Origin of the sequence: Pectobacterium atrosepticum (assembly GCF_000740965.1) — a bacterium.
In the GTDB taxonomy this organism is placed as follows: domain Bacteria; phylum Pseudomonadota; class Gammaproteobacteria; order Enterobacterales; family Enterobacteriaceae; genus Pectobacterium; species Pectobacterium atrosepticum.
Genome location: NZ_CP009125.1, coordinates 2,166,533 through 2,189,303 on the forward strand (window position 1 = coordinate 2,166,533; position 22,771 = coordinate 2,189,303).

The window sequence follows — 22,771 nt, forward strand, 5'->3', positions numbered from 1 at the left end:
TGCCATTCCTTGTTATACGTTTTCTTTCTCCCTTTGAGCTGTTAAGTGACCGCGACATATGAAATATGAATATTTTGATTTCCAGCCGTTTGGATGTTGAAATTTCGAATGTTATTGCCTATTTTTTATGCATTACATTAATTTCTCTAATGCATTATCTCTAAATAAGGAAAGTGTATGAGTGAAGCATGTAGCCATTCCGGTAGCATAAGCTGTTCCTGCTGTAGTCCTCTATGGAAATCATTTCTCCCCGATACGCCAGTTGATATTCCTGAGTGGGAAAACAGTCTACATATTGAAACGAAGTTATTCCGTTCCGCGCCAAATAAGGATGGTAGCCCTGGAAAAGCGATTCTGACGCTGGAAGATGGGCAGGAGGTTTCGGTTGAAGCAATTGGTATTCATGACGGACTGGTGGTTGCGACAGGTTCATATCAAGATGTGAAGGCCAAAATGCCGAAAAACACGTTGGAACATCAATTATCAGGCAAACAAACGCTGTTGCCGGGTCTGATTGAGCCACATGTGCACATCATTAACACCGCGATGTTATCTGCCATTGGCAATGATGTTAGCCCGTTTGAAGAGCAGAGATTACGCAAAGATTATAATAGGGTTTGGGTGACATCCTCTCTGGCTGAGCAGGCAAAGTCGGATACGGATAAAAATAATAGCTGGCTTATCGGCTTTGGCGCCGATCCTTCCTTGTTTATTGGCGGAGAGAAGGAATTTAATTCTGCCGTTCTTGATGAGCATGTGACGGATAAAAGACCCGTATTTGTCATCAATGCCTCGATGCATCTGGCCTATATCAATACGTGTGCGATTAAACTCGTCAGGGAATTTTATAAAGATAAAGTTATTCCACCGGATGACGGCATCCTTAAAGAAATAGACGGTATAGAGCCTGTCGTGAATGTCATTGTTAGCAGTTACCCCAAAGCAAAATTGGCGCTGATGCTAATTGAATCGGTTAACAAACTGTTTGGTGTGGCGAGTAAACGCGGCGTGACTTATATGCTCGATGCTGGCGTTGAACCCAAAGGTACTCAGCCTGGCTTCGATCAAGTGAGTTTTCTGGATAAATGGGCACATCTGCCGATCTGTCCGGTGCGGATCGGTGGTGCGCTGATCATTACGAATAGTGATGATTTCAAAAATAAGGTGGTGGATCATTACTCTCCAGGCTATGGAGATGAACATTTCCACTTGCCGTATATCAAGATTATTTCAGATGGTTCAAATCAAGGGCTGACGGGGTATCAATCCACGCCGTACTGCTGTAATAGCCGTTATGAAAAAACGCCGAGTGAGAAAAATATTGGAGCCTTCAACTTTACTCCTCCAACTGATATCAATACGCTGGTGGATAGCGTTGTGCAGCATCAATGGCCGTTGATGATTCATACTAATGGTGATGAAGCCATTAGCCTGACGTTAGCGTCATTTAAAAAGGCAGGCGTGACGTCAGGCTCTTACGAACAGCGTCGTGATCGTCTGGAACATGCATCACTGCTGACTGATGACCATCTGTCTGAAATGAAGCAACGCGGTATTTCGCCCAGTTTCTTAATTGGTCATGTGGGGTATTGGGGCTGGGCATTCCAGCAAACCATATTGGGAGAGGAACGGGCTAATCACCTTGATCGCTGCCAGTCCGCTATTAATCACGGGATGAGGATTACTTTACACAGCGATAACGGTGTTACACCGCTTGGCCCACTGCGCATGATGGAACAGGCAATTTCACGTGTGATGGAAGGCGCACCTCAAGGGACAACTCCTGCTGTGTTGCGTGAACAAGAGCGGATTTCCCGTTTCGCCGCGCTTAAAGCCGCGACCTATGATGCCGCTTGGCAATGCCATGCAGATCAATGGGTAGGTTCGCTAGTTGCCGGTAAATGTGCTGATTTTGTTATTTTGGCGGATTCCCCGCTGACCTATGACTCAGCAGATAAGAATAATCCGGTCAAAGATATGCGTGATATACCGGTTCTGGAAACCTGGAAAGGGGGGCGTAAAGTGCATTCAGGTGCTGGTCATTCTTAACGCCACTGTATCGTCATGCTAAAACCCCGCGTTATCAATGACCGATAACGCGGGGAAAGGCTTATTTATTGTGACGTTCTTTCAGGCGATTGATGATGGTCGCGAGATCTAAATCTTGATCCTGTAGCAGCACCAGCAGGTGGTACATTAAATCCGCTGCTTCATTAGTGAGCTCTTCGCGGTCGTGCACCGTTGCCGCTAATGCGGCCTCCAGACCTTCTTCACCAACTTTCTGCGCGATGCGCTTAGTGCCGCTGGCATACAGACGTGCGGTGTAAGAGCTGTCTGGGTCGGCATGCTTACGCTCTGCCAACAGTTGCTCTAGCTGATAGAGGAACGTCCAGTCGCTGGCTGCAGGCGAGAAACAGCTGCTTGTACCCAGATGACAGGTTGGTCCGATAGGATTAACCAGAATCAGCAGTGTGTCGTTATCGCAGTCTGGCGTGATAGAGACGACATTGAGGAAATGGCCGGAAGATTCTCCTTTTGTCCACAACCGCTGCTTGGTACGCGAGAAAAACGTAACCTTGCCGCTCTCTTCGGTAGCCTGCAACGCATCCTGATTCATATAGCCCAGCATCAACACTTCACCGGATACCGCATGTTGCACGACAACCGGCAGCATGCCGTCCGTTTTTTCCCAATCGAGTTGGTTTCGTTGTTCGTCGTTTAGAAAGCACTCTTCGCTTAACACACTCGAATCTCCACGCCTTGTTGCTTAAGATATTGTTTCAGTTCGCCAATATTAATAATTTGCTTGTGAAACACCGATGCTGCTAGCGCGCCATCAACGTGGGCGGTCTGGAACGCATCCAGAAAATGCTCCATGGTGCCTGCGCCGCCGGAAGCAATCAGCGGGACGTTGCAGACATCACGCACCAGATTTAACTGGTGCAAATCATAACCATTGCGCACGCCGTCCTGATTCATCATGTTCAGGACAATCTCACCCGCGCCGCGCTTTTGCACTTCTTCTACCCAATCCAGCGTTTCCCAAGTGGTGACCTTAGTTCGCGTTTCATCACCTGTGTATTGATTCACATGATAGCGGCCCGTCGAGGCATCATGCCAGGTATCAATCCCGACGACGATACACTGCACGCCATAGCGATCGGCCAATCGGGTAATTAACTCAGGGTCGGCCAGCGCCGGTGAGTTGATGGAAATTTTATCCGCGCCGAAAGAGAGTATTTGACCGGCTTCTTCCACGCTTTTAATGCCGCCCGCCACACAGAAAGGAATATCGATGACTTCCGCAACGCGGGATACCCAGCTTTTGTCGACTACACGGCCGTCGGAAGAGGCGGTGATATCATAAAAAACCAGCTCATCAGCGCCTTCCTGCGCATAGCGCTGCGCCAGCGGCACGATGTCACCGATGATTTCGTGGTTGCGGAACTGCACACCTTTGACGACCTGACCGTTACGCACGTCCAGGCAGGGGATTATCCGTTTTGCCAGCATGAAATAGCCTCCGCGACGTTAAATTTACCTTCCAACAGCGCACGGCCGACGATAACACCCTGCACACCGCTACTGCGCAAATTGGCGATATCGGTCAGATTACCGATGCCGCCGGACGCCTGAAAGGCAATCTGCGGGTAGCGCTGACTGATTTCACGATAGAGCTCGACGTTGGAGCCGCTCAGCGTACCGTCACGGGAAATGTCGGTGCACAGCACATGCTTCAGACCGAACGGCAGATATTGTTCAACGATCTGCTCAAGCGTGGCCTCTGAATTCTCCTGCCAGCCGCTGATGGCGACGTACTTCGTGCCGTTTGCGTCGATACGCACGTCTAGTGCAAGCACCAGCGCTTCTGCGCCGTAGCGGGTGAACCATTGCTGAACGAGTTCCGGCTGCTTAACCGCAGTGGACCCAATAACGACACGGCTGGCACCGGCTTTTAGCAACGCTTCTACGTCCTGCTCGGTACGAATGCCGCCGCCGATCTGTACCGGTACGCTAACGCCAGCCAACAGCGTGGTTAACAGGGGAATTTGTCGGGCAGAGGGATCTTTTGCTCCGGTCAAATCCACCAAATGCAGCACGCCTGCACCTTGTTGCTGGTAATCCTGCAAGCGGGGAAGCGGATCGCTTCCGTATTGGCGCTGCTGGCCATAATCACCCTGATGCAGACGGACAACCTGCCCATCAATCAGATCTAATGCGGGAATAATCATGACGCTCTACATCTCCAGAAAGTTTTTCAGCAGTTGCGCGCCCGCAGCACCAGAACGCTCGGGGTGGAACTGCACGCCAAAGAAGTTATCTTTTTCCAGCGCGGCGGTGAAGGCTTCGCCGTAGTTGGCTTGTGCAATCGTGTTTTCGCAGACTGGCATGGCATAGCTGTGAACAAAATAGAAATAAGCGCCGTCATCGATATCGCGGAACAAACGATGCCCGGCCTTCGGAATCACCTGATTCCAGCCCATGTGCGGCAGTGGCAAGCCGTGGTCTATTATTTTTTTTACTGGCGTATCGACAATCCCCAGCGTGGGGATACCGCCACTTTCGTCGCTGTGTGTCCCCAGCAACTGCATGCCGAGGCAAATGCCGAGAACCGGTTGGGTACAGGCTTTGATCAGCGCGATTAGATCGCGCTCTTCCAGTTGATTCATCGCGGCCTGCGCGGTACCAACACCCGGCAGAAATAGCTTGTCTGCTTGCAGGACAATCTCGGCCTCGCGGCTAACAACCGGCGTATACCCCAACCGCTGCACGGCGTAGGTCACCGAAGAGAGGTTGGCGCAGCCGGTATCAAGAATGACGACCTTCATCAGAGCACTCCTTTCGAGCTCGGCAACGTGTCACCCTCGACGCGAATTGCCTGACGTAGCGTGCGCCCGAAGACTTTAAACAGGCTTTCCACACGGTGATGATCGTTACGCCCTTTGGTTTTCAGGTGCAGCGTACAGGCCATGGAATAAGACAGTGAGCGGAAGAAGTGTTCGACCATTTCCGTACTCAGATCGCCAACGCGCTGATAGTTGAATTCGGCTTTATATTCCAGATGCGGGCGCCCTGAAATATCCAGCGCACAGCGTGCCAGACACTCATCCATCGGCAGGACGAAGCCAAAACGGCCAATGCCGCGTTTGTCGCCCAGCGCGTTATTCAGGGCTTCGCCCAGCGCCAGACCGGTATCTTCCACCGTGTGGTGATCGTCAATGTACAGATCGCCTTTCACTTCAATATTCATGCGAAAGCCGCCGTGGGTGGCGATTTGATCCAACATGTGATCGAAGAAGCCAACACCGGTGTTAATTTTGCTGCCGCCTTCCTGATCCAGCCAGACGTTTACATCAATCGCGGTTTCACGCGTAACGCGGTTGACGTGTGCATGGCGGTTACGCTTGGTTAGCTGGTCAGTAATTGCTTGCCAGTTCAGCCCGCCACGCTGGTAGAGCAGGCCGGTAATGCCCATATTTTGCGCCAACTGAATATCGGTTTGGCGGTCGCCGATGACGTAGCTATTTGCCACATCCATCAGGCCGCCGTTCAAATAGGCCGTTACCAGTTCGGTCTTGGGTTTGCGACAGGTGCAGTTATCTGCCGGTAAATGCGGACAGATCAGCACGTGCTCAAAATGGATGCCCTGCGATGTCAGAATCTGCATCATCAGGTTGTGCGGTGGATCGAAGGTTTCCTGCGGAAAGCTATCGGTTCCTAGCCCATCCTGATTGGTAATCATCACCAGCGCATAACCGGCCTTTTGCAGTGCCAGCAGCGACGGAATGACATCTGGTTCCAGCGCCAGTTTATCCAGACGGTCAACCTGAAAATCCTCAGGCGGTTCAGCAATCAATGTTCCGTCACGGTCGATAAAGAGGTATTTCTGGCCCACGTGAGCTCCTTAAAATTAAGCGTTGATGCCCGGCAATGATTGTAATGCAGCAACAACGCGTTCACATTCGTAGCGGTTGCCGATAGTAATGCGCAAACAGCCTGCGAGGCTGGGTTGCTTATTTTGGTCACGCAGAATAATGCCTTGATCCCACAGCGTTTTAAATACAGTAGGGGAGGCGGTAAAGCGTACCAGCAAGTAATTACTCTCGCTGTGAAAGACTTCCTCAATGCAGGGAATATTTTTCAGAATATCACTCAGCCAGCGGCGGTTGGCCGTCACCTCTGCAACATTCGCCTTCATTTTAGCGATCCCTTCGTGGCTCAGTGCCTGAGCCGCGATGTCCGCTACGGGAGTGGACAGTGGGTATGGCGCAATGACCTTCAGCAGGAGCTGAATTACTTCAGGGTTCGCCAGCGTGAAGCCACAGCGCAATCCAGCAAGTGAAAAGGCTTTGGACAAGGTACGCAGAATTACCAAATGAGGGAACTCAGCCAGCCAGCTTGCAGTGGACGCCTGCGGACAGAATTCAATGTAGGCTTCATCGATAACAACCAGTGCTTTTCCCTGTGCCAGCGTCAGCAGTTGGCGTAAATCATCCCGTGCAATCAGGTTGCCGGTCGGGTTGTTTGGGCTGCAAACGTAAACGACCTTGGTTCCGTCCAGCTGTGATTCAATCGCATCAAGATCCAACTGCCAGTCTGATTTGCTTGCCGCCGTGCGGCGTTCGACGCCAAACGTCTCGGCGCTAACGGCATACATACCGTAGGTCGGGGGACAGAAAAGAATGGCGTCTTTCCCCGGCTCGCAGAATGCACGAATCAGCAACTCGATACCTTCGTCAGCACCACGGCTGACCAAAACCTGTTCCGGCGTTACGCCTGCATACTCGGCGTAGCGGTTGATAACCATGACCGGCTGACATTCTGGGTAGCGGTTCAACGTCTGTAACGTTAATTGAAACTCCGGCGCTTGGGGGTATTCATTAGCATTTAGCCAGACATCGCCGTTGCCGCCCAGACGACGAGCAGACTGATAAGGTGTCAATGCACGGACGTTGGCACGTGCCAGTTCTTCAATGCTGCTCATGCTTGCTCCTTCAGTGCTGCAACGCGCAGGGTAACGGCATTTTTGTGGGCGGTCAGCTGTTCAGCCTGTGCCAGGATTTCTATTGTTGGTGCCAGTTGTAGCAACCCCTGCGGCGTGAGCTGCTGTACGGTCATGCGCTTCTGGAAATCGGCCAGACCCAGACTTGAGTAAGTCGAGGTATAGCCATAGGTCGGCAGAACATGGTTAGTGCCGGAGGCGTAGTCCCCAGCGGATTCCGGTGACCAGTCGCCAAGGAACACGGAACCGGCGCTGGTGATGCTATCAACCAATGATTCGGCATCGCGTGTCTGGATTATCAAGTGCTCAGGACCATATTGATTGCTGATTTCAATACACTGCGCCAAATCACGTGCGACGATGACGCGGCTGCTGGCAAGCGCCTGACGTGCGATGTCTGCACGAGACAGCTGCGTGAGCTGCTCTTCAACGGCGTCCGCTACGGCTTTGGCCATTGCAGCATCGGGCGTTAACAGGATGACCTGTGAATCCGGGCCGTGTTCTGCTTGCGATAGCAGGTCGGAGGCGACAAACGCGGGCGTGGCACCGCTGTCGGCGATCACCAATACTTCGGATGGCCCTGCGGGCATATCAATCGCTGCGCCATCAAGCTGCTGACTGACCTGACGCTTGGCTTCCGTGACGTAGGCATTGCCGGGGCCAAAAATTTTATCCACTTTCGGCACGCTATCGGTGCCAAACGCCATCGCGGCAATTGCTTGCGCGCCACCAAGCTGAAACACTTCTTTAATACCGCACAGCTGTGCGGCATACAGAATTTCATCGGCAATTGGCGGCGGTGAACACAGCACCACGCGACGGCAGCCTGCGATGCGTGACGGCGTTCCCAGCATCAGCACGGTTGACGGAAGTGGGGCAGATCCCCCCGGAATATACAGGCCGACGGTCGCGATAGGGCGAGTAATCTGCTGGCAACGTACGCCCGGCTGCGTTTCGATATCGACAATCGGCAGCTTTTGCGCGTTGTGGAACGTCTCGATATTACGCACGGCGATCGCCATGGCCTGTTTTACCTCATCACCCAGACGGGCGGAGGCGGCGGTAATCTCGGCATCGGTGATGCGAATCGCATCCACCTGAACCTTGTCGAACTGTGCGCTGTAGTCGCGTAAGGCGCTATCACCACGACTTTTCACGTTTGCCAGAATATCGCTCACGACTGCAGTAATGCGGTCTGACGCGGAAATGGCTGGGCGAGTCAGCAACTGGCGTTGTTCTTCAACTGAACAGCGCTGCCAGTCAACAAGCGTGCTGAAACTGCCTGTGCTATTGGTGTTGTCAGCCATGGTCATCACTCCATCATTTTTTCAATGGGCAGGACCAGAATGGAGCTGGCACCCAACGATTTCAGCTTTTCCATGGTTTCCCAGAATAGCGTTTCACTGCTGACCATGTGCATGGCAACACGGCTTTGGTCACCAGCAAGTGGCAGAATGGTCGGGCGCTCGGCACCTGGTAGCAGAGCAATGACTTCGTCCAGACGTTCACTCGGCGCGTGCAGCATGATGTATTTGGATTCACGTGCCTGAATCACGCCTTGCATACGCGTCAGCAGTTTATCGATTAGCTGTTGTTTCTCTGCGGGCATCTCACCGTCGCGCTGAATCAAGCAGGCTTTAGAACGGTAAATGACTTCGACTTCACGCAGACCGTTGGCTTCCAGCGTGGCACCGGTTGATACCAGATCGCAGATGGCGTCAGCCAGACCTGCGCGCGGTGCCACTTCAACTGAACCATTGAGCAGGCAAGATTTGAAATTGACGGATTGTCTGTCGAGATATTGTTTGAGCAGGTGAGGATACGAGGTGGCAATACGTTTATTTTGCAGGCATTCAGGGCCGGTATAGGCTTCGTCCAGCTGCATTGCCAGCGACAGGCGGCAGCCGCCAAAATCCAGACGGCGCAGCGTGAAGTAACGCGGATCTTCGCCCTGTGCCCGGCGGTTTAACAGCTCTTCTTCCAGCACGTTTTCACCGATAATACCCAGATCGACCACGCCATCCATCACCAGTCCGGGGATATCGTCATCCCGTACGCGCAGGATATCAATCGGCATATTTTCTGCGAACGCGATCAGACGCTGTTGCTGTAAGTTGATTTTGATACCGCAGCGTGCCAGCAGCTCGCGTGAATCGTCGCTCAGGCGGCCTGACTTCTGCATTGCAATCCGTAAACGTGTTTTATCCAGCATGGAAACCTCATTAACCTGTCAAATTTAAATTTCTAGAAATATAGCGAGCATAAAAAAACCCTCGGAAGATGATCTTCCGAGGGCTCTCTTTGTGTTCTGCGCCACTGGAAGATCTGAACGTCTTCCAGCACCAACCGTCCGAAAGACTAATCAGGATGATGGTGATGATGGTGGTTAAACAGAACGCGTGTCATAAAATGTCTCTTTGTTGTGCCAGTGTTTATTAAATCAGTAACGATTTATCTGTCGAATAACCTAAACCATGTTCGGGCCGTTGTGCAACATTTTTTTAGCAGATAAGGGAAGTTCGTTTTGGTTGAGCGATACGCTAGCATAATCACGCTGGATATCGGCTCTTGATAGGCAGAAAAGCCTGCGGAAATCGGACGAGCTCCGTAGCGATGGATGTAAAAGCCGTTTACTCTGTAGGCGTGGGTGTTAATCACAGGCTCCTTGCAGGGGAGAACGGCAGATGAAAAAAGTATCGATTGTTGGATTGGGCTGGCTGGGTATGCCGCTGGCTCTGGCGCTGAATGGACACGGTTACCACGTGACGGGAACCAAAACTACTCAGGATGGCGTTGAAGCGGCGCGGATGAGCGGGATTGAATGCTATCAACTGGTTCTGACGCCTGAGTTGGAATGCGATGCTGACGAGCTTAGTGCGTTACTACAGGTTGACGTATTAATTGTAACGTTGCCCGCCAGCCGAACAGCGGAAGGTGGCGAAGGGTATGCGCAAGCGGTACAGCAGTTGGTGAATATGGCGCGCGTATTTCATGTCCCGCGAATTATCTTCACCAGTTCAACCTCGGTCTATGGCGATGGTAGCGGCACAGTAAGAGAAACCTCACCGCTACAGCCGTCGACGGTAGCAGGGAAGACGCTGGTGTCCCTCGAACAGTGGTTACAGCATTTACCCGATATCTCTGTCGATATCTTGCGTCTTGCGGGGCTGGTTGGTGGCGATCGCCATCCCGGCCGTTTTCTGGCGGGTAAAACCAATCTGCCGCGTGGCAGTCATGGCGTGAATCTGGTGCATCAGGAAGATGTGCTGGCGGCAATCTTGTTGCTGCTTAAACTACCCAACGGTGGGCATATTTATAACCTGTGTGCGACAGAACATCCTGCCAGACAAGACTTTTATCCTGAACAGGCGCGCAGGTTACATGTATCTCCGCCGCAGTTTGCACCCGTGACCGATAGCTCTCAGGGCCGGATTGTTGATGGACAGCGCATTTGCCATGAGCTTGGGTTTGACTATCAGTATCCCAATCCCTCGACGATGCCGTTGAATGCGGGCGAGTCGCGCTAACCGCAGTGCGCGACCACAAGATTTACTTCGAGACGGTTCTGATTCGCCCGGATGAGCGTGAGACTATCCGGGCGGAGGCATTAAAACGACGTCCAATCACTTTCTGACGACGCAGCTTTTGCCGACACACTTTTTGGCAGCGTGTGTCGCGGTATAGAGGATGACGCACCTGAAGCTACGCGATTGTCAGACTGGGACACGCGGAAGTGTTCCAGCAACTTTTCCAACAGCACCGCCTGTTCCTCCAGCGAATTGGCGGAAATGGAGGACTCCATCACCAGCGAGGCATTCTGTTGCGTGGTGGTGTCCAGCTCGCTGATGGCCTGCGCGATTTGCCCAATTCCTCGACTCTGTTCCTCAGAGGCGGATGAAATTTCTCCCATAATGTCGTTCACGCGGGAAACGGAATCGACGATTTGCTCCATGGTTTCTCCGGCAACCGCAACAAGATGGCTACCCGCATTGGTACGTTCGACCGATTCTGCGATCAGGGCTTCGATGTCTTTGGCAGCCTGAGAGCTACGTTGTGACAAACTGCGCACTTCGCCCGCGACAACGGCAAAACCACGTCCTTGTTCACCGGCGCGTGCGGCTTCTACCGCGGCGTTCAGCGCCAGAATGTTGGTCTGGAAGGCAATGCTGTTGATGACGGTAGTGATATCGGCGATTTTTCTGGAGCTGGCTGCGATATTGTCCATCGTCGTCACCACCTGTTTCACGACCTCGCCGCCTTTAAGCGCGCTCTTGGAAGCATCGGCAGCGATCTGGCTGGCATGTTTGGCGTTGTCGGCATTGTTTTTCACCGTTGAGGTGAGTTCTTCCATGCTGGCGGCGGTTTCAACGACTGCCGCTGACTGCTGCTCAGTGCGTGACGAAAGATCGCTATTGCCTGTAGCAATTTTGCTCGCCGATTGGCTGACGCTGCCGACGCTGTCCCGGACTTCGGAAATAACGTGGCGCAACTGTTCATTCATCGTCCCCATGGCGTGGGTGAGCCTTCCCAGCTCATCGTGGCGATCGGTATGAATCGTCGTGGTCAGGTCGCCACTGGCGATGCGTTCCGCCAGCGACAGGTTATGGATGATGGGTCTGGTGATAATTCGAGTAATGTAGATGGAAATGATGATGCCGATAATGACGGCGATGAGACCGATGATCATCGTAATGGTGGCAGAGTTATAGGCCAGCTCATCATTTTTTGCTTTTACGACAGTAATGAGTGATTTGATGTCGGCGCTGCTCCGAGTACCTGCTTTCATCACGTCATTTTCTGTCTTTTTTACATCATTTAATGCCGCGTAATAGGCCGTATTAAGCTGCATGTATTGGCCAATGTAACGCCATAGCGTATCGGTTTGCGTTTTAACGTCGGCTGGTAATGAAGGAGATAATGACTGATAGGTTTTTTCTGCGTCCTTATAGCGCGAATCCAGAGCGGCTAAGGCGCTATCGGTTCCTTTCATCTGTAGCTCATAGGACCGATGCTGCATATCGGTTAACAGAAAAGCAATATCGCTTGCGTGATGATAGGTTTCACCGTCGATGAGAGCATTGCTGAGCGCTTGTCGGAAGGTATCAATGACCGTGTTTGCATTTTCTGTATTAATGGCTTCGCGTGCTCCGACCATTTTTTGCGTCGCGGTAGACATCGCAGCAACCGACTGTTGGAAATCTTCTAAGTTATTATGCAGGTTTTTAATAAAACCTAATTCTTCATCACTCCAGGAAAGCGTGTTGGCACTGTTGGTTAACGTTGATGCACTTTTTACAAAGTCGGCGAGTATGTCTTTAGTTTTTTCGTCTGCGGTGTAGAAATATTTAACGCGATTAATCTTGGCCTGGAAAACTTCAATGTTAATGTTGTAAATAAGGTTCGTTTTCTCATAAATATCCCGAATGGCAATGAATCTATTCATGCTAAGCGATGACGCAATAATGACAAGTAGTAAAATAATCCCAAACCCGGCATACAATTTATGTGCGATTTTTGTGTTACGAATTCGACTAGCAAGATGCTGCATTATAACTCTCCATGTATGACTCTTTTTTTAATAAAAATAACGATCACGATTTCATTGCTAACGGCTGTTTATGACTACCTACTATGAGTTATCGGATTTTGTTATCGCTATGTTAGTGTCGAAGCCGGAGATAATAACATTCTGTGATGGATATCAAGGTGGGCTGTGCAAATGCATAGTGTTTTATGTCAATACTGCCAAGGTAACGTAGTGTACTGATTATTTAACGCTTTATTTATTACCGAGGTAGCATTAGATCATTAAATCCGGCCCTGACGTAATATCAGGGCCGGGCGGTCAAATGTTAGAATGTCGTCCAGCCGGAATCCTGCGTTTGTTTTGCTGCAGGCGGCAGATATTTTTGCTGTGGTGGCAAACCAGAAATATTCGTTTTTGGCTTACGCCCCTCGTTCTCAGACAGACGGAAGTTCGCTACCATACTTTCCAATATTGCCGACTGTTCTTCCAGCGAGTTAGCGGAAATTGAGGATTCCATCACCAGCGCGGCATTCTGCTGCGTGGTGGTATCAAGCTCGCTGATGGCGCGGGAAATTTGCTCAATGCCACGGCTTTGCTCATCGGAGGCGGAGGCGATTTCCCCCATGATGTCGTTGACCCGTGAGACGGAGGAAACGATCTGATCCATCGCGGTTCCTGCATTGGCCACCAACTGTGTTCCCACATTGATCCGTGCCACCGATTCTGAAATCAGGCTGGCAATCTCTTTTGCAGCCTGAGATGTGCGTTGAGAAAGCGTCCGTACCTCGCTGGCCACCACGGCGAATCCACGACCTTGTTCCCCGGCTCGCGCGGCTTCTACTGCGGCGTTAAGTGCCAGAATATTGGTCTGGAAAGCAATGCTGTTGATAACGGCGGTAATGTCCGCAATCTTCCGTGAACTGTCTGAAATGCCCGACATCGTATCCACTACATTTCGTACTACTTCGCCGCCTTTGTGTGCATTTTGTGAGGCTTCGGTACTGATTTGGCTCGCCTGTTTGGCATTCTCAGCATTGTTTTTAACGGTCGATGTCAGTTCTTCCATGCTGGCGGCGGTTTCTACTACGGCGGCAGATTGTTGCTCGGTGCGTGAGGATAGGTCGCTATTACCCGCGGCAATCTTGGCCGCAGAGGTTGAAACGCTGTCCACGCTGTCACGCACATCACTGATCATGTGGCGCAGCTTTTCGTTCATTCTCCCCATTGCGGCCGTTAGCTGACCCAGTTCATCATCGCGGTCGACTGTGATCGTTGAGGTCAAATCGCCAGCAGCGATTTTTTCCGCCAGAGAGAGGTTATGAATAACAGGGCGGGTAATTTGGCGAGTAATCAGCAGTGAGATGATGATGCCGATGACCACAGCAATAAAGCCAATGATCATCGTGATCGTGGCAGAACCGTATGCCAGCGCGTCATTCTTCTCTTTGACGATAGTAATAATTGCTTTAATGGAAGCGCTACTTTTGTCCCCGCCGACCTTCACGCCGTCTTCTGCTTTTTTCAGGTCGTTGATACTCTGGAAGTAGTCGTTATTGAGCTTTTTATAGCCGGTGACATAGCTTCGCAGGCTCTCTACAGCCACTTTCTGTTCCGGCGTCAACACCGCAACGGTGCCCTGATAGCTGCTGTCAAAGCGGCTAAAAACCGCATCGAACTGCTTCGCGGCATCGGCATTTTGCCTGAGCTGCAATTCATAGGAAGCCTGCCTCAGTTCTGAAACCTGCGTTGCGAGATCCTCAGCCTGATATAGCGTTGCGCTATCAGAAGGTTGCTGTCGCAGCCTGGCGTAGAAATCAGTAGTTATGTTCTGTCCGTTAGCGGCGCTGATTTTTTCTCGATTTTCTACCACGCGCTGCGTAGCTTTGCCCATATCGGTGATTGCGCTTTGGAATTCGGCCAGATGCTGACTGAGGTCGTTAATCAGAGTTAACCCTTCTGGGCTCCATGAGAGCGTTTTCGCTTCAGTGGTTAATTCTGATGCATGTTTAACGAAGCCTGCCATCGTTTCGCGCGACTTTTCATCATAGGAGTAAAAATATTTCAGACGGTTTATTTTTGCCTGAAAGACTTCAATGTTGATGTTGTAAATAAGATTGGTTTTCTCATAGATATCACGAATTTCCCTGAAGCGCCCTGCGCTGAGTAGCGATGCTATGATGACCAATAGCAGGATGACCCCGAACCCAAGATAAAGTTTTTGGGATATTTTAAGATTTCTGATTTTTTTGGCTAAGAACATGACGTCTCTCCGGGGATAAATTACTGGTGTCGGTTTTTAATAAAGATATGACCCATAGTGCTTATCGGATTCATGGTGATTTTTTTTAGTGTGGGTGAAGAAACTAATAATAATTTGTGAGGGCTATCTCTCGCTGTTGGACAACTGCACAGCAGTTACCGGTTGAATTGCTAATAGCTGGTGGCGTTAATTGAATTCGTAATAAGTACAGGGGGTTATTATTATTTTTTAATTTTTAAAAAATGAATAAGAAAATCGCTGATTTGGAAATATATTGAAATGAAAATGGAATGAAAAACATGAATGGTTAAGTTTAGTCTTAATTCAGGTGCATCTGAGGGATTGATTAATACAGTTATTTTTTATCGCACTTTTTATAGAGAATTGTCGCCGATCTCTGGCTGTGCCGGATACCCTATGTCGGCTAATATCGTCGCCATAGGGTATGGGCTGCGGCACCTAGTGTGCGCTCTTTGTTCTATATAGACGGCGTGGGTGGCCAATCTTTCCGTAACGCATTTCGATATCGAGGAACTGGTTTTCAACGCAGAACTCCAGATAGCGGCGCGCCGTCGTTTTACTGAGCCCCGTTTGTTCGACGATATCATCGACAGAATAGAGCGTATCGCCACCATCACTGGCAAAAATCTGTTTGATTAGCCCTAGAGTGTTCTCCTCAATGCCTTTTGTGGATGATGAGGACGCTGCGCCGGACGATTGCAACTGGTAGAGAATATCAACGTTCTGCTGATCGACAATTTTGTATGTGTGCTGGGTTTTCACGAATTGAATAAATCGCTCCAGCGAAGAGCGTAGCCGCGGATAGGAGAGCGGTTTGATAATGTAATCAAAAGCCCCGCAGCGAATCGCCTGAGCACAGGTATTCATGTCGCTGGCGGCGGTGATAAAGATAACGGAGCAGTCCATTCCTTTGAGCAGTTGGCTTTCAATCAGCGAAACCCCTTCGCCGTCGGGCAAATAGTTATCAAGCAGGATCAGGCGCGGCCTGTGTTGCTGAAGGAGTTTTTTAGCTTCAAAAAGCGTAGCGGCAATCCCTATGACACGCAGATTGAAATGTTTTTCAATAAATTCAGCATGAATATTTGCCAGCTTACTTTCATCTTCAACGATTAAGACATCGAAATGTTCAGTGTGCTGCATGGTGTGAATCCCTGTTAGTAAAAGAGGATCTGATACCCGTTTTGTCCCTCTCAAGCTGTCTATGTGTAGTCAACACGCGCAGCTCAAATTAGTGGGGGTGATATCGGTATAAATAGGGAAAATATACTGCCATTCGGCTGGTTGGCCGAGACCTCGACAATTCCCTGAGCCTGATTAACGTAGCTGGCGACCAGATGCAGCCCCAGCCCGTGATCGCCCTGTGTTTTACTGGTCACGCCCATTTCAAACAGACTATCGGCAATCGCCGGATCGATCCCTGTTCCCTGATCGGCGACTTCAATGACCAGCTCTTGTTCACTGTCATAGATGTACACCTCGACAGGATAATGTGGGGTAGTGGTGGCTAATGTGGCTTCCATCGCGTTATCCAGCAAATTACCAATGATGGACATCAGCTCCGTTTCGCTCAGTGCGGGTGGAATGTGGCTAAGCTGGCAGCGTGGGTCAAAAACAATCTCAATACCTTTTTCTCGTGCTGTCGCGTACTTGCCCAGCAGCAGCCCGCACAGCGCTGGTGAACAGAAACGGTGGGAAACAAAATCCAGCACCACCTGCGCGCTTTCCGACTGCGCTTCAATATATTTAATAGCTTCGTCATAGCGTTTTAGATGCAGTAACCCGGCCAGCGTCGCGGTCCAATTAAGCTGTTCGTGGCGCAGAATGCGCAGGCTGTTAGCGTAACGCTTCACCTGACTAAGCTGCATGCTGAGCGTGTGGATATCGTTTTTACCGCGGAAGCTGATCACCCAGCCTTGAAGTTCATCCTCGAGCATAATCCGCACTCGGCTGGCAATGACGGTGGCATGGTTAAAACGGCAGATCTCATCGTGGGTGTCGCTGTTCCACATTGCCTCGCCGGAGAAGAAGGGGACGGGTTTAATCACGGTATCAATCGGCTTACCGCGCAGCATATGGGAAGGTTCGTTTAACCCGAGGATCTCTTTGGCGGCATGGTTAATAGCGGCAATACGGTGTTGCTTATTGATGGCGATGACCCCTTCGTAAATCGATTCGAGCAGCGCCTTCTGCTGCCTGACTAGCATGCGAATTTCAAGGGGTTCGAGTCCAAACATCTGTTTCTTCAGGTTGCGCGAGAACCACCAGGAAAAGATAAACAGCGCGACGAACATCGCCAGAATCGCTAGCAGAATATGCGCCAGTTTACTGAACGTCAGGTTATCGATGTGGGTTTTCAGATAGCCGACGGAAACAATACCAATGACTTGGCCGTCAGCCACGATCGGCGCTTTGCTGCGTAGCGAGATGCCGATACCACCTCGGCGCACCGTGATAATGCTTTTCCCTGCCAGAACTTCAACATTATCGCCACCTATCATCTGTGTGCCGACGAGTGCGTCATCTTCAGAATGAAACAGATGGTGTGCCTGATTATCACCGACCACGATATAACTGGCGTCACTGCGCTGTTTTAACTGCTGAAGAAGAATATCTATCTGACTGATATTTTTATTTTTTACCGATTCGATCAGCGATGGGATGATGGCGATCTCTCTGGCTTGCACCTGTGCTCGTGTACCCAGCTCAGAATACAGTTGCTTATCGATATCATGATAATAATAGATACCCGTCATTAGCAGTAGCGAAGAGAAGAAGACGATCAAATAGATAAATAATTTGATATGAAAGGAAAGTCTCAATCTCATGATGCACGCGAGCCTTGTGGTTAACTAAAAATGGTTACTGAATTTATCACGAATGGTATTAAGAATGGACTGGGAGAAAAAAACTTGTGAGCAATAACACGTTTAAATATGTTGTGACCAATACGATGATAGTAATAAATAGATAAAATTAAACGACTCTGTTTTGTTTAATAAACAACTCAATTACTTTTTATCAACATAATCATATTTGGGAAATAAAAACCATAAACGCCATAAAAACCTTAAAATTTATTATGAGCATAAAATCATCTAACTGACTGCGTAATAAGCAATTTGTTAATATAAACCATAAAAATCATAAACGCCTTTAAAACTCGTTTTTTAATTTGAAGAGAATCACATAATAATATGTGACCGCCCATTATTATGCGTTGACAAAATAAAACGGGGACTGAGTTATGAGTACGACTGATGATTCATATATTGTTGTAAATAATGAGGCAGCTGGGAAGGTTTCATTAAAGGAAAAATGGTGGCATGTTCTGGATACCTATAAAGTAGGTATTATTCCCGTGCCACTTTTTGTACTGGCGGGGGTATTAATCGGCATCGACTGCCTGAGCGGCAAGCTGCCGAGCGATATCGTTGTGATGGTGGCAACGCTGGCATTCTTCGGGTTTGCCTGTGGTGAGTTTGGCAAGCGTCTGCCGATTATCGGCAAGATGGGGGCGGCGGCAATCTGTGCGACCTTTATCCCTTCTGCGATGGTGCATTATGGCCTGCTGCCGGACGTTGTCGTTGAATCCACGACCAAGTTCTACAAAAGTACCAACATTCTGTATCTCTACATCTGCTGCATTATTGTCGGCAGCATCATGAGTATGAATCGGCAAACGCTGATTCAGGGCTTCATGCGTATTTTCTTCCCTATGCTATGCGGTGAAATCGCCGGGATGCTGGTGGGCATGGGCGTAGGTATTGCGTTAGGTCTGGATCCGTTCCAAATCTTCTTCTTCCTGATTCTGCCGATTATGGCGGGCGGGGTGGGTGAAGGGGCTATCCCTCTGTCTATCGGCTATGCCACGATTTTGCACATGGACCAAGGTGTTGCTCTGGGGCGTGTCTTGCCTATCGTAATGCTGGGCAGCCTGACTGCGATCATCCTTGCCGGTGTGCTGAATCAGTTGGGTAAACGCTATCCACACCTGACCGGTGAAGGTGAACTGATGCCGAATAAAGGCAATAACTTGGGCGGTAGTGAAAGCAGCGCTCCAGCTTCTGGCTTTAGCGGTAAAGCAGACGTAACGACCATTGCCTCTGGTGCTCTGCTGGCAATCCTGCTGTATATGGTGGGTATGCTCGGTCACAAAATGATTGGCCTGCCTGCACCAGTTGGCATGCTATTCGCCGCCGTGGTGGTGAAGTTGGCCCACGGTGTTTCACCTAAAATGTTGGAAGGCTCTCAGGTTGTTTACAAGTTCTTCCAGACTTCGGTGACGTATCCGATTCTGTTTGCCGTCGGGGTGGCGATTACACCGTGGCAGGAACTGGTCAATGCCTTCACGATTCAAAACCTGCTGGTGATTATTTCTACCGTAGTGACGCTGGTCGGGACCGGTTTCTTAGTGGGTAGAAAGATCGGCATGCACCCAATTGATGTTGCGATTATTTCCTGCTGCCAGAGCGGGCAGGGCGGTACTGGTGATGTCGCGATTCTGACGGCGGGTAACCGTATGATGCTGATGCCATTCGCGCAGATTGCCACGCGCATCGGCGGTGCCATTAATGTTTCGATTTCACTACTGGTTCTCGCCAACTTTTTAGTCTGATGTGATTCAGAAAATAAAAAGTGGTTGAGCCAAATAAATAGTGTCTTGAGAGAAATTGCGTTGAGTTAACGAAATAAAACCACCATCTGAATGGGTTTATTTTGCACAGGAAACATTATGAAACTTGCAAGCTATCGTTATAACGGTAAGGACAGTTACGGCATTTATACGGCTACGGGATTAATCGATCTCGGCGGAAAAATTGGCCACCGTTACCCCGATCTGAAAACACTGCTGGCGCAGAATGCATTACACGTTGCGCATGAATTCAGTATGAGCACGCCGGATATTGCGGTTGCGGATGTCACGTTCCTACCCGTTATTACCGCGCCAGGGAAAATACTGTGCGTGGGGATGAATTATGCGGCTAAGCGTCAGGAATTTAATGAAGAGAATCCTGCGCCAACGTTATTTGTCCGCTTTGCGGATTCGCAAACCGGACATGCAACGCCCGTCATCAAACCTCATTATTCCAGCGAGTTTGATTATGAAGGTGAACTGGCGGTCATTATCGGTAAAGGCGGACAAAATATTTCTCGAGATGTCGCGCTTTCTCATGTCGCAGGTTATAGCTGCTACATGGATGGATCTGCGCGTGACTGGCAGCACAGCTGGTTTACCGCGGGTAAAAACTGGCAGAAAACCGGTGCATTCGGTCCGTATCTGACCACCACGGATGAAATTCCCGATCCGCATGTATTGGCAATCCGCACGTATCTGAATGGCCGCATGGTGCAGGACGACAATACCAGCAGCATGATCCACAAAGTCGCTGAATTGATTGAATACATCAGTACCTTTACCGAGTTGAGCGCGGGTGACGTGATCATTACCGGTTCACCGGGTGGCGTGGGTAAAAAACGCAATCCGCCGCTGTTTATGAAAGCGGGAGACTGTATTGAAGTTGAAATCGAAAACATTGGCCATTTGCGTAACACGATAGTGGATGCCGCTGCGCCATTGAAATCGGTTCCGGTAGCCGCTGAAGCTGCTGTGCACTAAATATACAGGTAAGTACAAGGCTGCCGGCGTTAAAACCGGTAAGCCTGCAATGATTGCCCTAAATAATTCGAGTTGCAGGAAGAACCGTGATGTATGCCAATGATTCCGTCTTTTTTGACACGCTGGATGTGCGCCTTCGGGAGCAGGAGAGGGACGCCGTGCGACAGTTTCTTGCACAGTGCCAGCTCGGCATGGATGACGATATTGACATCGTTGTTGTTGGCAAGCTAGGCGGGCGGCTGATCGCCTGCGCGGGACTGGCCTCCAACACCATTAAGTGCGTTGCGGTCGATCCTGAATTCAGACACCTCAACCTGGGTGTGCAGGTGGTGAATGAAGTGATGCAGCAGGCGGCACAGCGCGGCCACTTCCACCTGTTTCTTTATACCCGACCGGAAAATGTCGACATCTTCCGAGGATGTGGATTTTACCCACTAGCGTGCTTTCAGGACAGCGCGGTGCTGATGGAAAACACACCGATTGGCATTCAGCAGTATTGTCAGTCATTGACGGCGTTTGCACAGCCCGAAGCGCTCGCAACGCGAACGGAAAAAAAGATCGGCGCCATTGTCATGAATGCAAACCCCTTCACGTTGGGCCACCGCTATCTAGCGGAACACGCGGCGCAGTCGTGTGATTGGTTGCACGTATTCGTGGTTCGGGAAGATGTTTCCTTTTTCCCCTTTAGCGAACGTCTGGAGATGGTGCAGCGCGGCGTGGAGCACATCCACAATCTAACGGTGCATGCCGGTTCGAACTACATGATCTCTAAAGCGACATTCCCCGCCTATTTCCTGAAGGAAGAGAAACTGATCACCCGCGCTCATGCCGCACTCGATTTAATCATTTTCAGGAAATATATCGCACCCGCGCTCGGGATTACCCAGCGTTTCGTCGGCACCGAACCCTTTTGCCCGGTGACGTATCAATACAACCAGGACATGCACTACTGGCTGGAGAAAGACCAGACGGTGTCTTCCCCGGCGTTAAACGTGGTTGAAATTGAACGTAAACGGCAAACATCAGGACTGGCAATTTCCGCTTCGGAAGTCAGGAAATTACTCAAACTTCGGCAGTACAGCCGTATTCAGGACATCGTGCCAGCCTCAACTTTTGAGCATTTACAACGCTATTACGAACCCGAATACGCGTAATTAAAATTAATCAGGATAAGTCTATGAAGATTGTTAAGGAGTCGCTGGCGGGCACCTTTGAGTCCAGCGATTTGCTGGTCAAAGTGGCACCGGCAGACGGGAAGCTCACCGTAGTTATCAACAGTGAAGTGATTAAGCAGTTCGGTCATCAAATTAAACAGGTCGTGAATGACACGCTGAAAGAGTTAGGCGTACAGGAAGGGACGATCATTGTGGATGACAAAGGCGCATTGGATTGTGTCATCCGTGCCCGCGTGCAAAGCGCGGTACTGCGTGCGACAGACGGACAGCAGATTGAATGGGAGAAACTATAATGAATAAGCTTCGCCGCAGTATGTTATTCCTCCCCGGTGCGAATGCCGCCATGCTGTCCAATGCGTTTATCTATAAACCTGACTCCATCATGTTCGATCTGGAAGATGCGGTTTCCTTGCGGGAAAAAGATACCGCACGCCTGCTGGTTTTCCATGCGCTCCAGCACCCGATGTATCGCGATATTGAAACCGTGGTGCGTATCAACCAGCTCAGTACGCCGTTTGGCCTGTTGGATCTTGAGGCCGCTGTGCGCGGTGGTGCCGATGTTATTCGTCTGCCAAAAACCGATTCCACCGATGATGTGGATGAGCTGGAACGTCATCTGGTTCGTATCGAAAAAGCCTGCGGCCGTGAGGTCGGCTCAACGCGCATCATGGCGGCGATTGAGTCTGCGGTGGGCGTGATTAACGCGGTTGCCATTGCACGTTCTTCCGAACGCATGATCGGGATTGCGCTGGCGGCGTTTGACTATGTGATGGATATGCAGACGGAACGCGGTGATGGCACGGAGCTATTTTATGCCCGTTGCGCGGTGCTGCATGCCGCTCGCGCTGCCGGAATTGATGCTTTCGACGTGGTTTATCCCAACGTCAATGACGATGCGGGCTTCCTGAAGGAGGTCGATCTGATCCGCAGACTGGGCTTCAACGGTAAATCCCTGATTAACCCGCGCCAGATTGAGCTGTTACACAACGCTTATGCCCCCACGCAGGATGAAGTGGACTATTCCCATCTGGTGATCAAAGCCGCCGAAGAGGGCGAACGTGCCGGTCTGGGCGTCATTTCCCTAAACGGAAAAATGATCGACGGGCCAATTATCGACCACGCCAGAAGAGTGCTGGAACGTGCTCAGGCCTCCGGCGTTCGCAAATAG

Annotated in this window: 20 protein-coding genes and 1 other annotated feature; of the genes, 7 read left to right on the forward strand and 13 right to left on the reverse strand. The window is 50.4% G+C overall.

The genetic code is table 11. From position 1 onward, the window contains the following. The first annotated feature begins 177 nt into the window (after positions 1 to 177). Complete coding sequence (locus tag GZ59_RS09540) at positions 178 to 2,049, forward strand: amidohydrolase (protein WP_039291411.1); 1,872 nt, start codon at positions 178 to 180, stop codon at positions 2,047 to 2,049. Positions 2,050 to 2,110: 61 nt separating this feature from the next. Here the strand turns inward: GZ59_RS09540 and hisIE are convergent, their stop codons facing one another. The 9 genes from hisIE to hisL form a co-directional block, all read right to left on the reverse strand. Further along, positions 2,111 to 2,743 (reverse strand): bifunctional phosphoribosyl-AMP cyclohydrolase/phosphoribosyl-ATP diphosphatase HisIE, encoded by a 633-nt coding sequence (hisIE, locus tag GZ59_RS09545; protein WP_011094134.1) that lies wholly within the window; start codon positions 2,741 to 2,743, stop codon positions 2,111 to 2,113. After that, positions 2,737 to 3,513 (reverse strand): imidazole glycerol phosphate synthase subunit HisF, encoded by a 777-nt coding sequence (gene hisF / locus GZ59_RS09550; RefSeq protein WP_039291413.1) that lies wholly within the window; start codon positions 3,511 to 3,513, stop codon positions 2,737 to 2,739. The genes hisIE and hisF overlap by 7 nt, the downstream gene beginning before the upstream one ends. Further along, the gene (gene hisA / locus GZ59_RS09555; RefSeq protein WP_039291414.1) at positions 3,495 to 4,232 is read right to left on the reverse strand and encodes a 1-(5-phosphoribosyl)-5-[(5-phosphoribosylamino)methylideneamino]imidazole-4-carboxamide isomerase; all 738 of its coding nucleotides are present in this window, start codon (positions 4,230 to 4,232) and stop codon (positions 3,495 to 3,497) included. The genes hisF and hisA overlap by 19 nt, the downstream gene beginning before the upstream one ends. A 6-nt stretch (positions 4,233 to 4,238) precedes the next feature. Beyond that, complete coding sequence (gene hisH / locus GZ59_RS09560) at positions 4,239 to 4,829, reverse strand: imidazole glycerol phosphate synthase subunit HisH (RefSeq protein ID WP_039291416.1); 591 nt, start codon at positions 4,827 to 4,829, stop codon at positions 4,239 to 4,241. After that, positions 4,829 to 5,896 carry a bifunctional histidinol-phosphatase/imidazoleglycerol-phosphate dehydratase HisB gene (gene hisB / locus GZ59_RS09565; RefSeq protein WP_039291418.1) on the reverse strand — a complete coding sequence of 356 codons (1,068 nt, stop codon included), beginning with the start codon at positions 5,894 to 5,896 and terminating at the stop codon, positions 4,829 to 4,831. The genes hisH and hisB overlap by 1 nt, the downstream gene beginning before the upstream one ends. A gap of 15 nt (positions 5,897 to 5,911) precedes the next feature. Continuing rightward, positions 5,912 to 6,985 (reverse strand): histidinol-phosphate transaminase, encoded by a 1,074-nt coding sequence (gene hisC, locus GZ59_RS09570; protein ID WP_039291422.1) that lies wholly within the window; start codon positions 6,983 to 6,985, stop codon positions 5,912 to 5,914. Further along, positions 6,982 to 8,310, reverse strand: coding sequence for a histidinol dehydrogenase (gene hisD, locus GZ59_RS09575; RefSeq protein ID WP_039294930.1), 1,329 nt, complete (start codon positions 8,308 to 8,310; stop codon positions 6,982 to 6,984). Before hisD ends, hisC begins: the two co-directional genes overlap by 4 nt. Before the next feature lie 5 nt (positions 8,311 to 8,315). Then, entirely contained in the window at positions 8,316 to 9,215 is a 900-nt protein-coding gene (hisG, locus tag GZ59_RS09580; RefSeq protein ID WP_011094127.1) for an ATP phosphoribosyltransferase, read from the reverse strand. Between the two features lie 49 nt (positions 9,216 to 9,264). Further along, positions 9,265 to 9,386 (reverse strand) — a sequence feature (His leader region). Then, positions 9,362 to 9,409, reverse strand: coding sequence for a his operon leader peptide (gene hisL, locus GZ59_RS23485; RefSeq protein ID WP_106389040.1), 48 nt, complete (start codon positions 9,407 to 9,409; stop codon positions 9,362 to 9,364). It overlaps the preceding feature by 25 nt. Before the next feature lie 278 nt (positions 9,410 to 9,687). Here hisL and GZ59_RS09585 point away from each other — a divergent pair, with 278 nt between their 5' ends. Beyond that, positions 9,688 to 10,530: an SDR family oxidoreductase gene (locus tag GZ59_RS09585; RefSeq protein WP_039291424.1), complete on the forward strand. Its 843-nt coding sequence runs from the start codon at positions 9,688 to 9,690 to the stop codon at positions 10,528 to 10,530. An 80-nt stretch (positions 10,531 to 10,610) separates the two neighbouring features. On the opposite strand, the gene GZ59_RS09590 is transcribed toward GZ59_RS09585, so the two are convergent. The 4 genes from GZ59_RS09590 to GZ59_RS09605 form a co-directional block, all read right to left on the reverse strand. Continuing rightward, the gene (locus GZ59_RS09590; protein ID WP_039291426.1) at positions 10,611 to 12,551 is read right to left on the reverse strand and encodes a methyl-accepting chemotaxis protein; all 1,941 of its coding nucleotides are present in this window, start codon (positions 12,549 to 12,551) and stop codon (positions 10,611 to 10,613) included. Positions 12,552 to 12,855: 304 nt separating this feature from the next. After that, the gene (locus tag GZ59_RS09595) at positions 12,856 to 14,790 is read right to left on the reverse strand and encodes a methyl-accepting chemotaxis protein (protein WP_039291428.1); all 1,935 of its coding nucleotides are present in this window, start codon (positions 14,788 to 14,790) and stop codon (positions 12,856 to 12,858) included. A 459-nt stretch (positions 14,791 to 15,249) separates the two neighbouring features. Beyond that, positions 15,250 to 15,951: a response regulator gene (locus tag GZ59_RS09600; protein ID WP_011094123.1), complete on the reverse strand. Its 702-nt coding sequence runs from the start codon at positions 15,949 to 15,951 to the stop codon at positions 15,250 to 15,252. Between the two features lie 83 nt (positions 15,952 to 16,034). After that, a complete protein-coding gene (locus tag GZ59_RS09605) occupies positions 16,035 to 17,636 on the reverse strand; it encodes an ATP-binding protein (RefSeq protein ID WP_039291429.1) in 1,602 nt (533 codons plus the stop codon). Positions 17,637 to 18,055: 419 nt separating this feature from the next. Here GZ59_RS09605 and GZ59_RS09610 point away from each other — a divergent pair, with 419 nt between their 5' ends. The 5 genes from GZ59_RS09610 (at position 18,056) to citE (ending at position 22,771) form a co-directional block, all read left to right on the forward strand. Continuing rightward, positions 18,056 to 19,426: a 2-hydroxycarboxylate transporter family protein gene (locus GZ59_RS09610; protein ID WP_039291431.1), complete on the forward strand. Its 1,371-nt coding sequence runs from the start codon at positions 18,056 to 18,058 to the stop codon at positions 19,424 to 19,426. A 117-nt stretch (positions 19,427 to 19,543) separates the two neighbouring features. Beyond that, positions 19,544 to 20,428 carry a fumarylacetoacetate hydrolase family protein gene (locus GZ59_RS09615; RefSeq protein ID WP_039291433.1) on the forward strand — a complete coding sequence of 295 codons (885 nt, stop codon included), beginning with the start codon at positions 19,544 to 19,546 and terminating at the stop codon, positions 20,426 to 20,428. A gap of 89 nt (positions 20,429 to 20,517) precedes the next feature. Further along, complete coding sequence (gene citC / locus GZ59_RS09620; RefSeq protein ID WP_011094119.1) at positions 20,518 to 21,582, forward strand: [citrate (pro-3S)-lyase] ligase; 1,065 nt, start codon at positions 20,518 to 20,520, stop codon at positions 21,580 to 21,582. 23 nt (positions 21,583 to 21,605) lie between these two features. After that, positions 21,606 to 21,896, forward strand: a complete 291-nt coding sequence (citD, locus tag GZ59_RS09625; protein WP_011094118.1) for a citrate lyase acyl carrier protein — start codon at positions 21,606 to 21,608, stop codon at positions 21,894 to 21,896. Next, positions 21,896 to 22,771, forward strand: a complete 876-nt coding sequence (gene citE / locus GZ59_RS09630) for a citrate (pro-3S)-lyase subunit beta (RefSeq protein WP_011094117.1) — start codon at positions 21,896 to 21,898, stop codon at positions 22,769 to 22,771. The genes citD and citE overlap by 1 nt, the downstream gene beginning before the upstream one ends.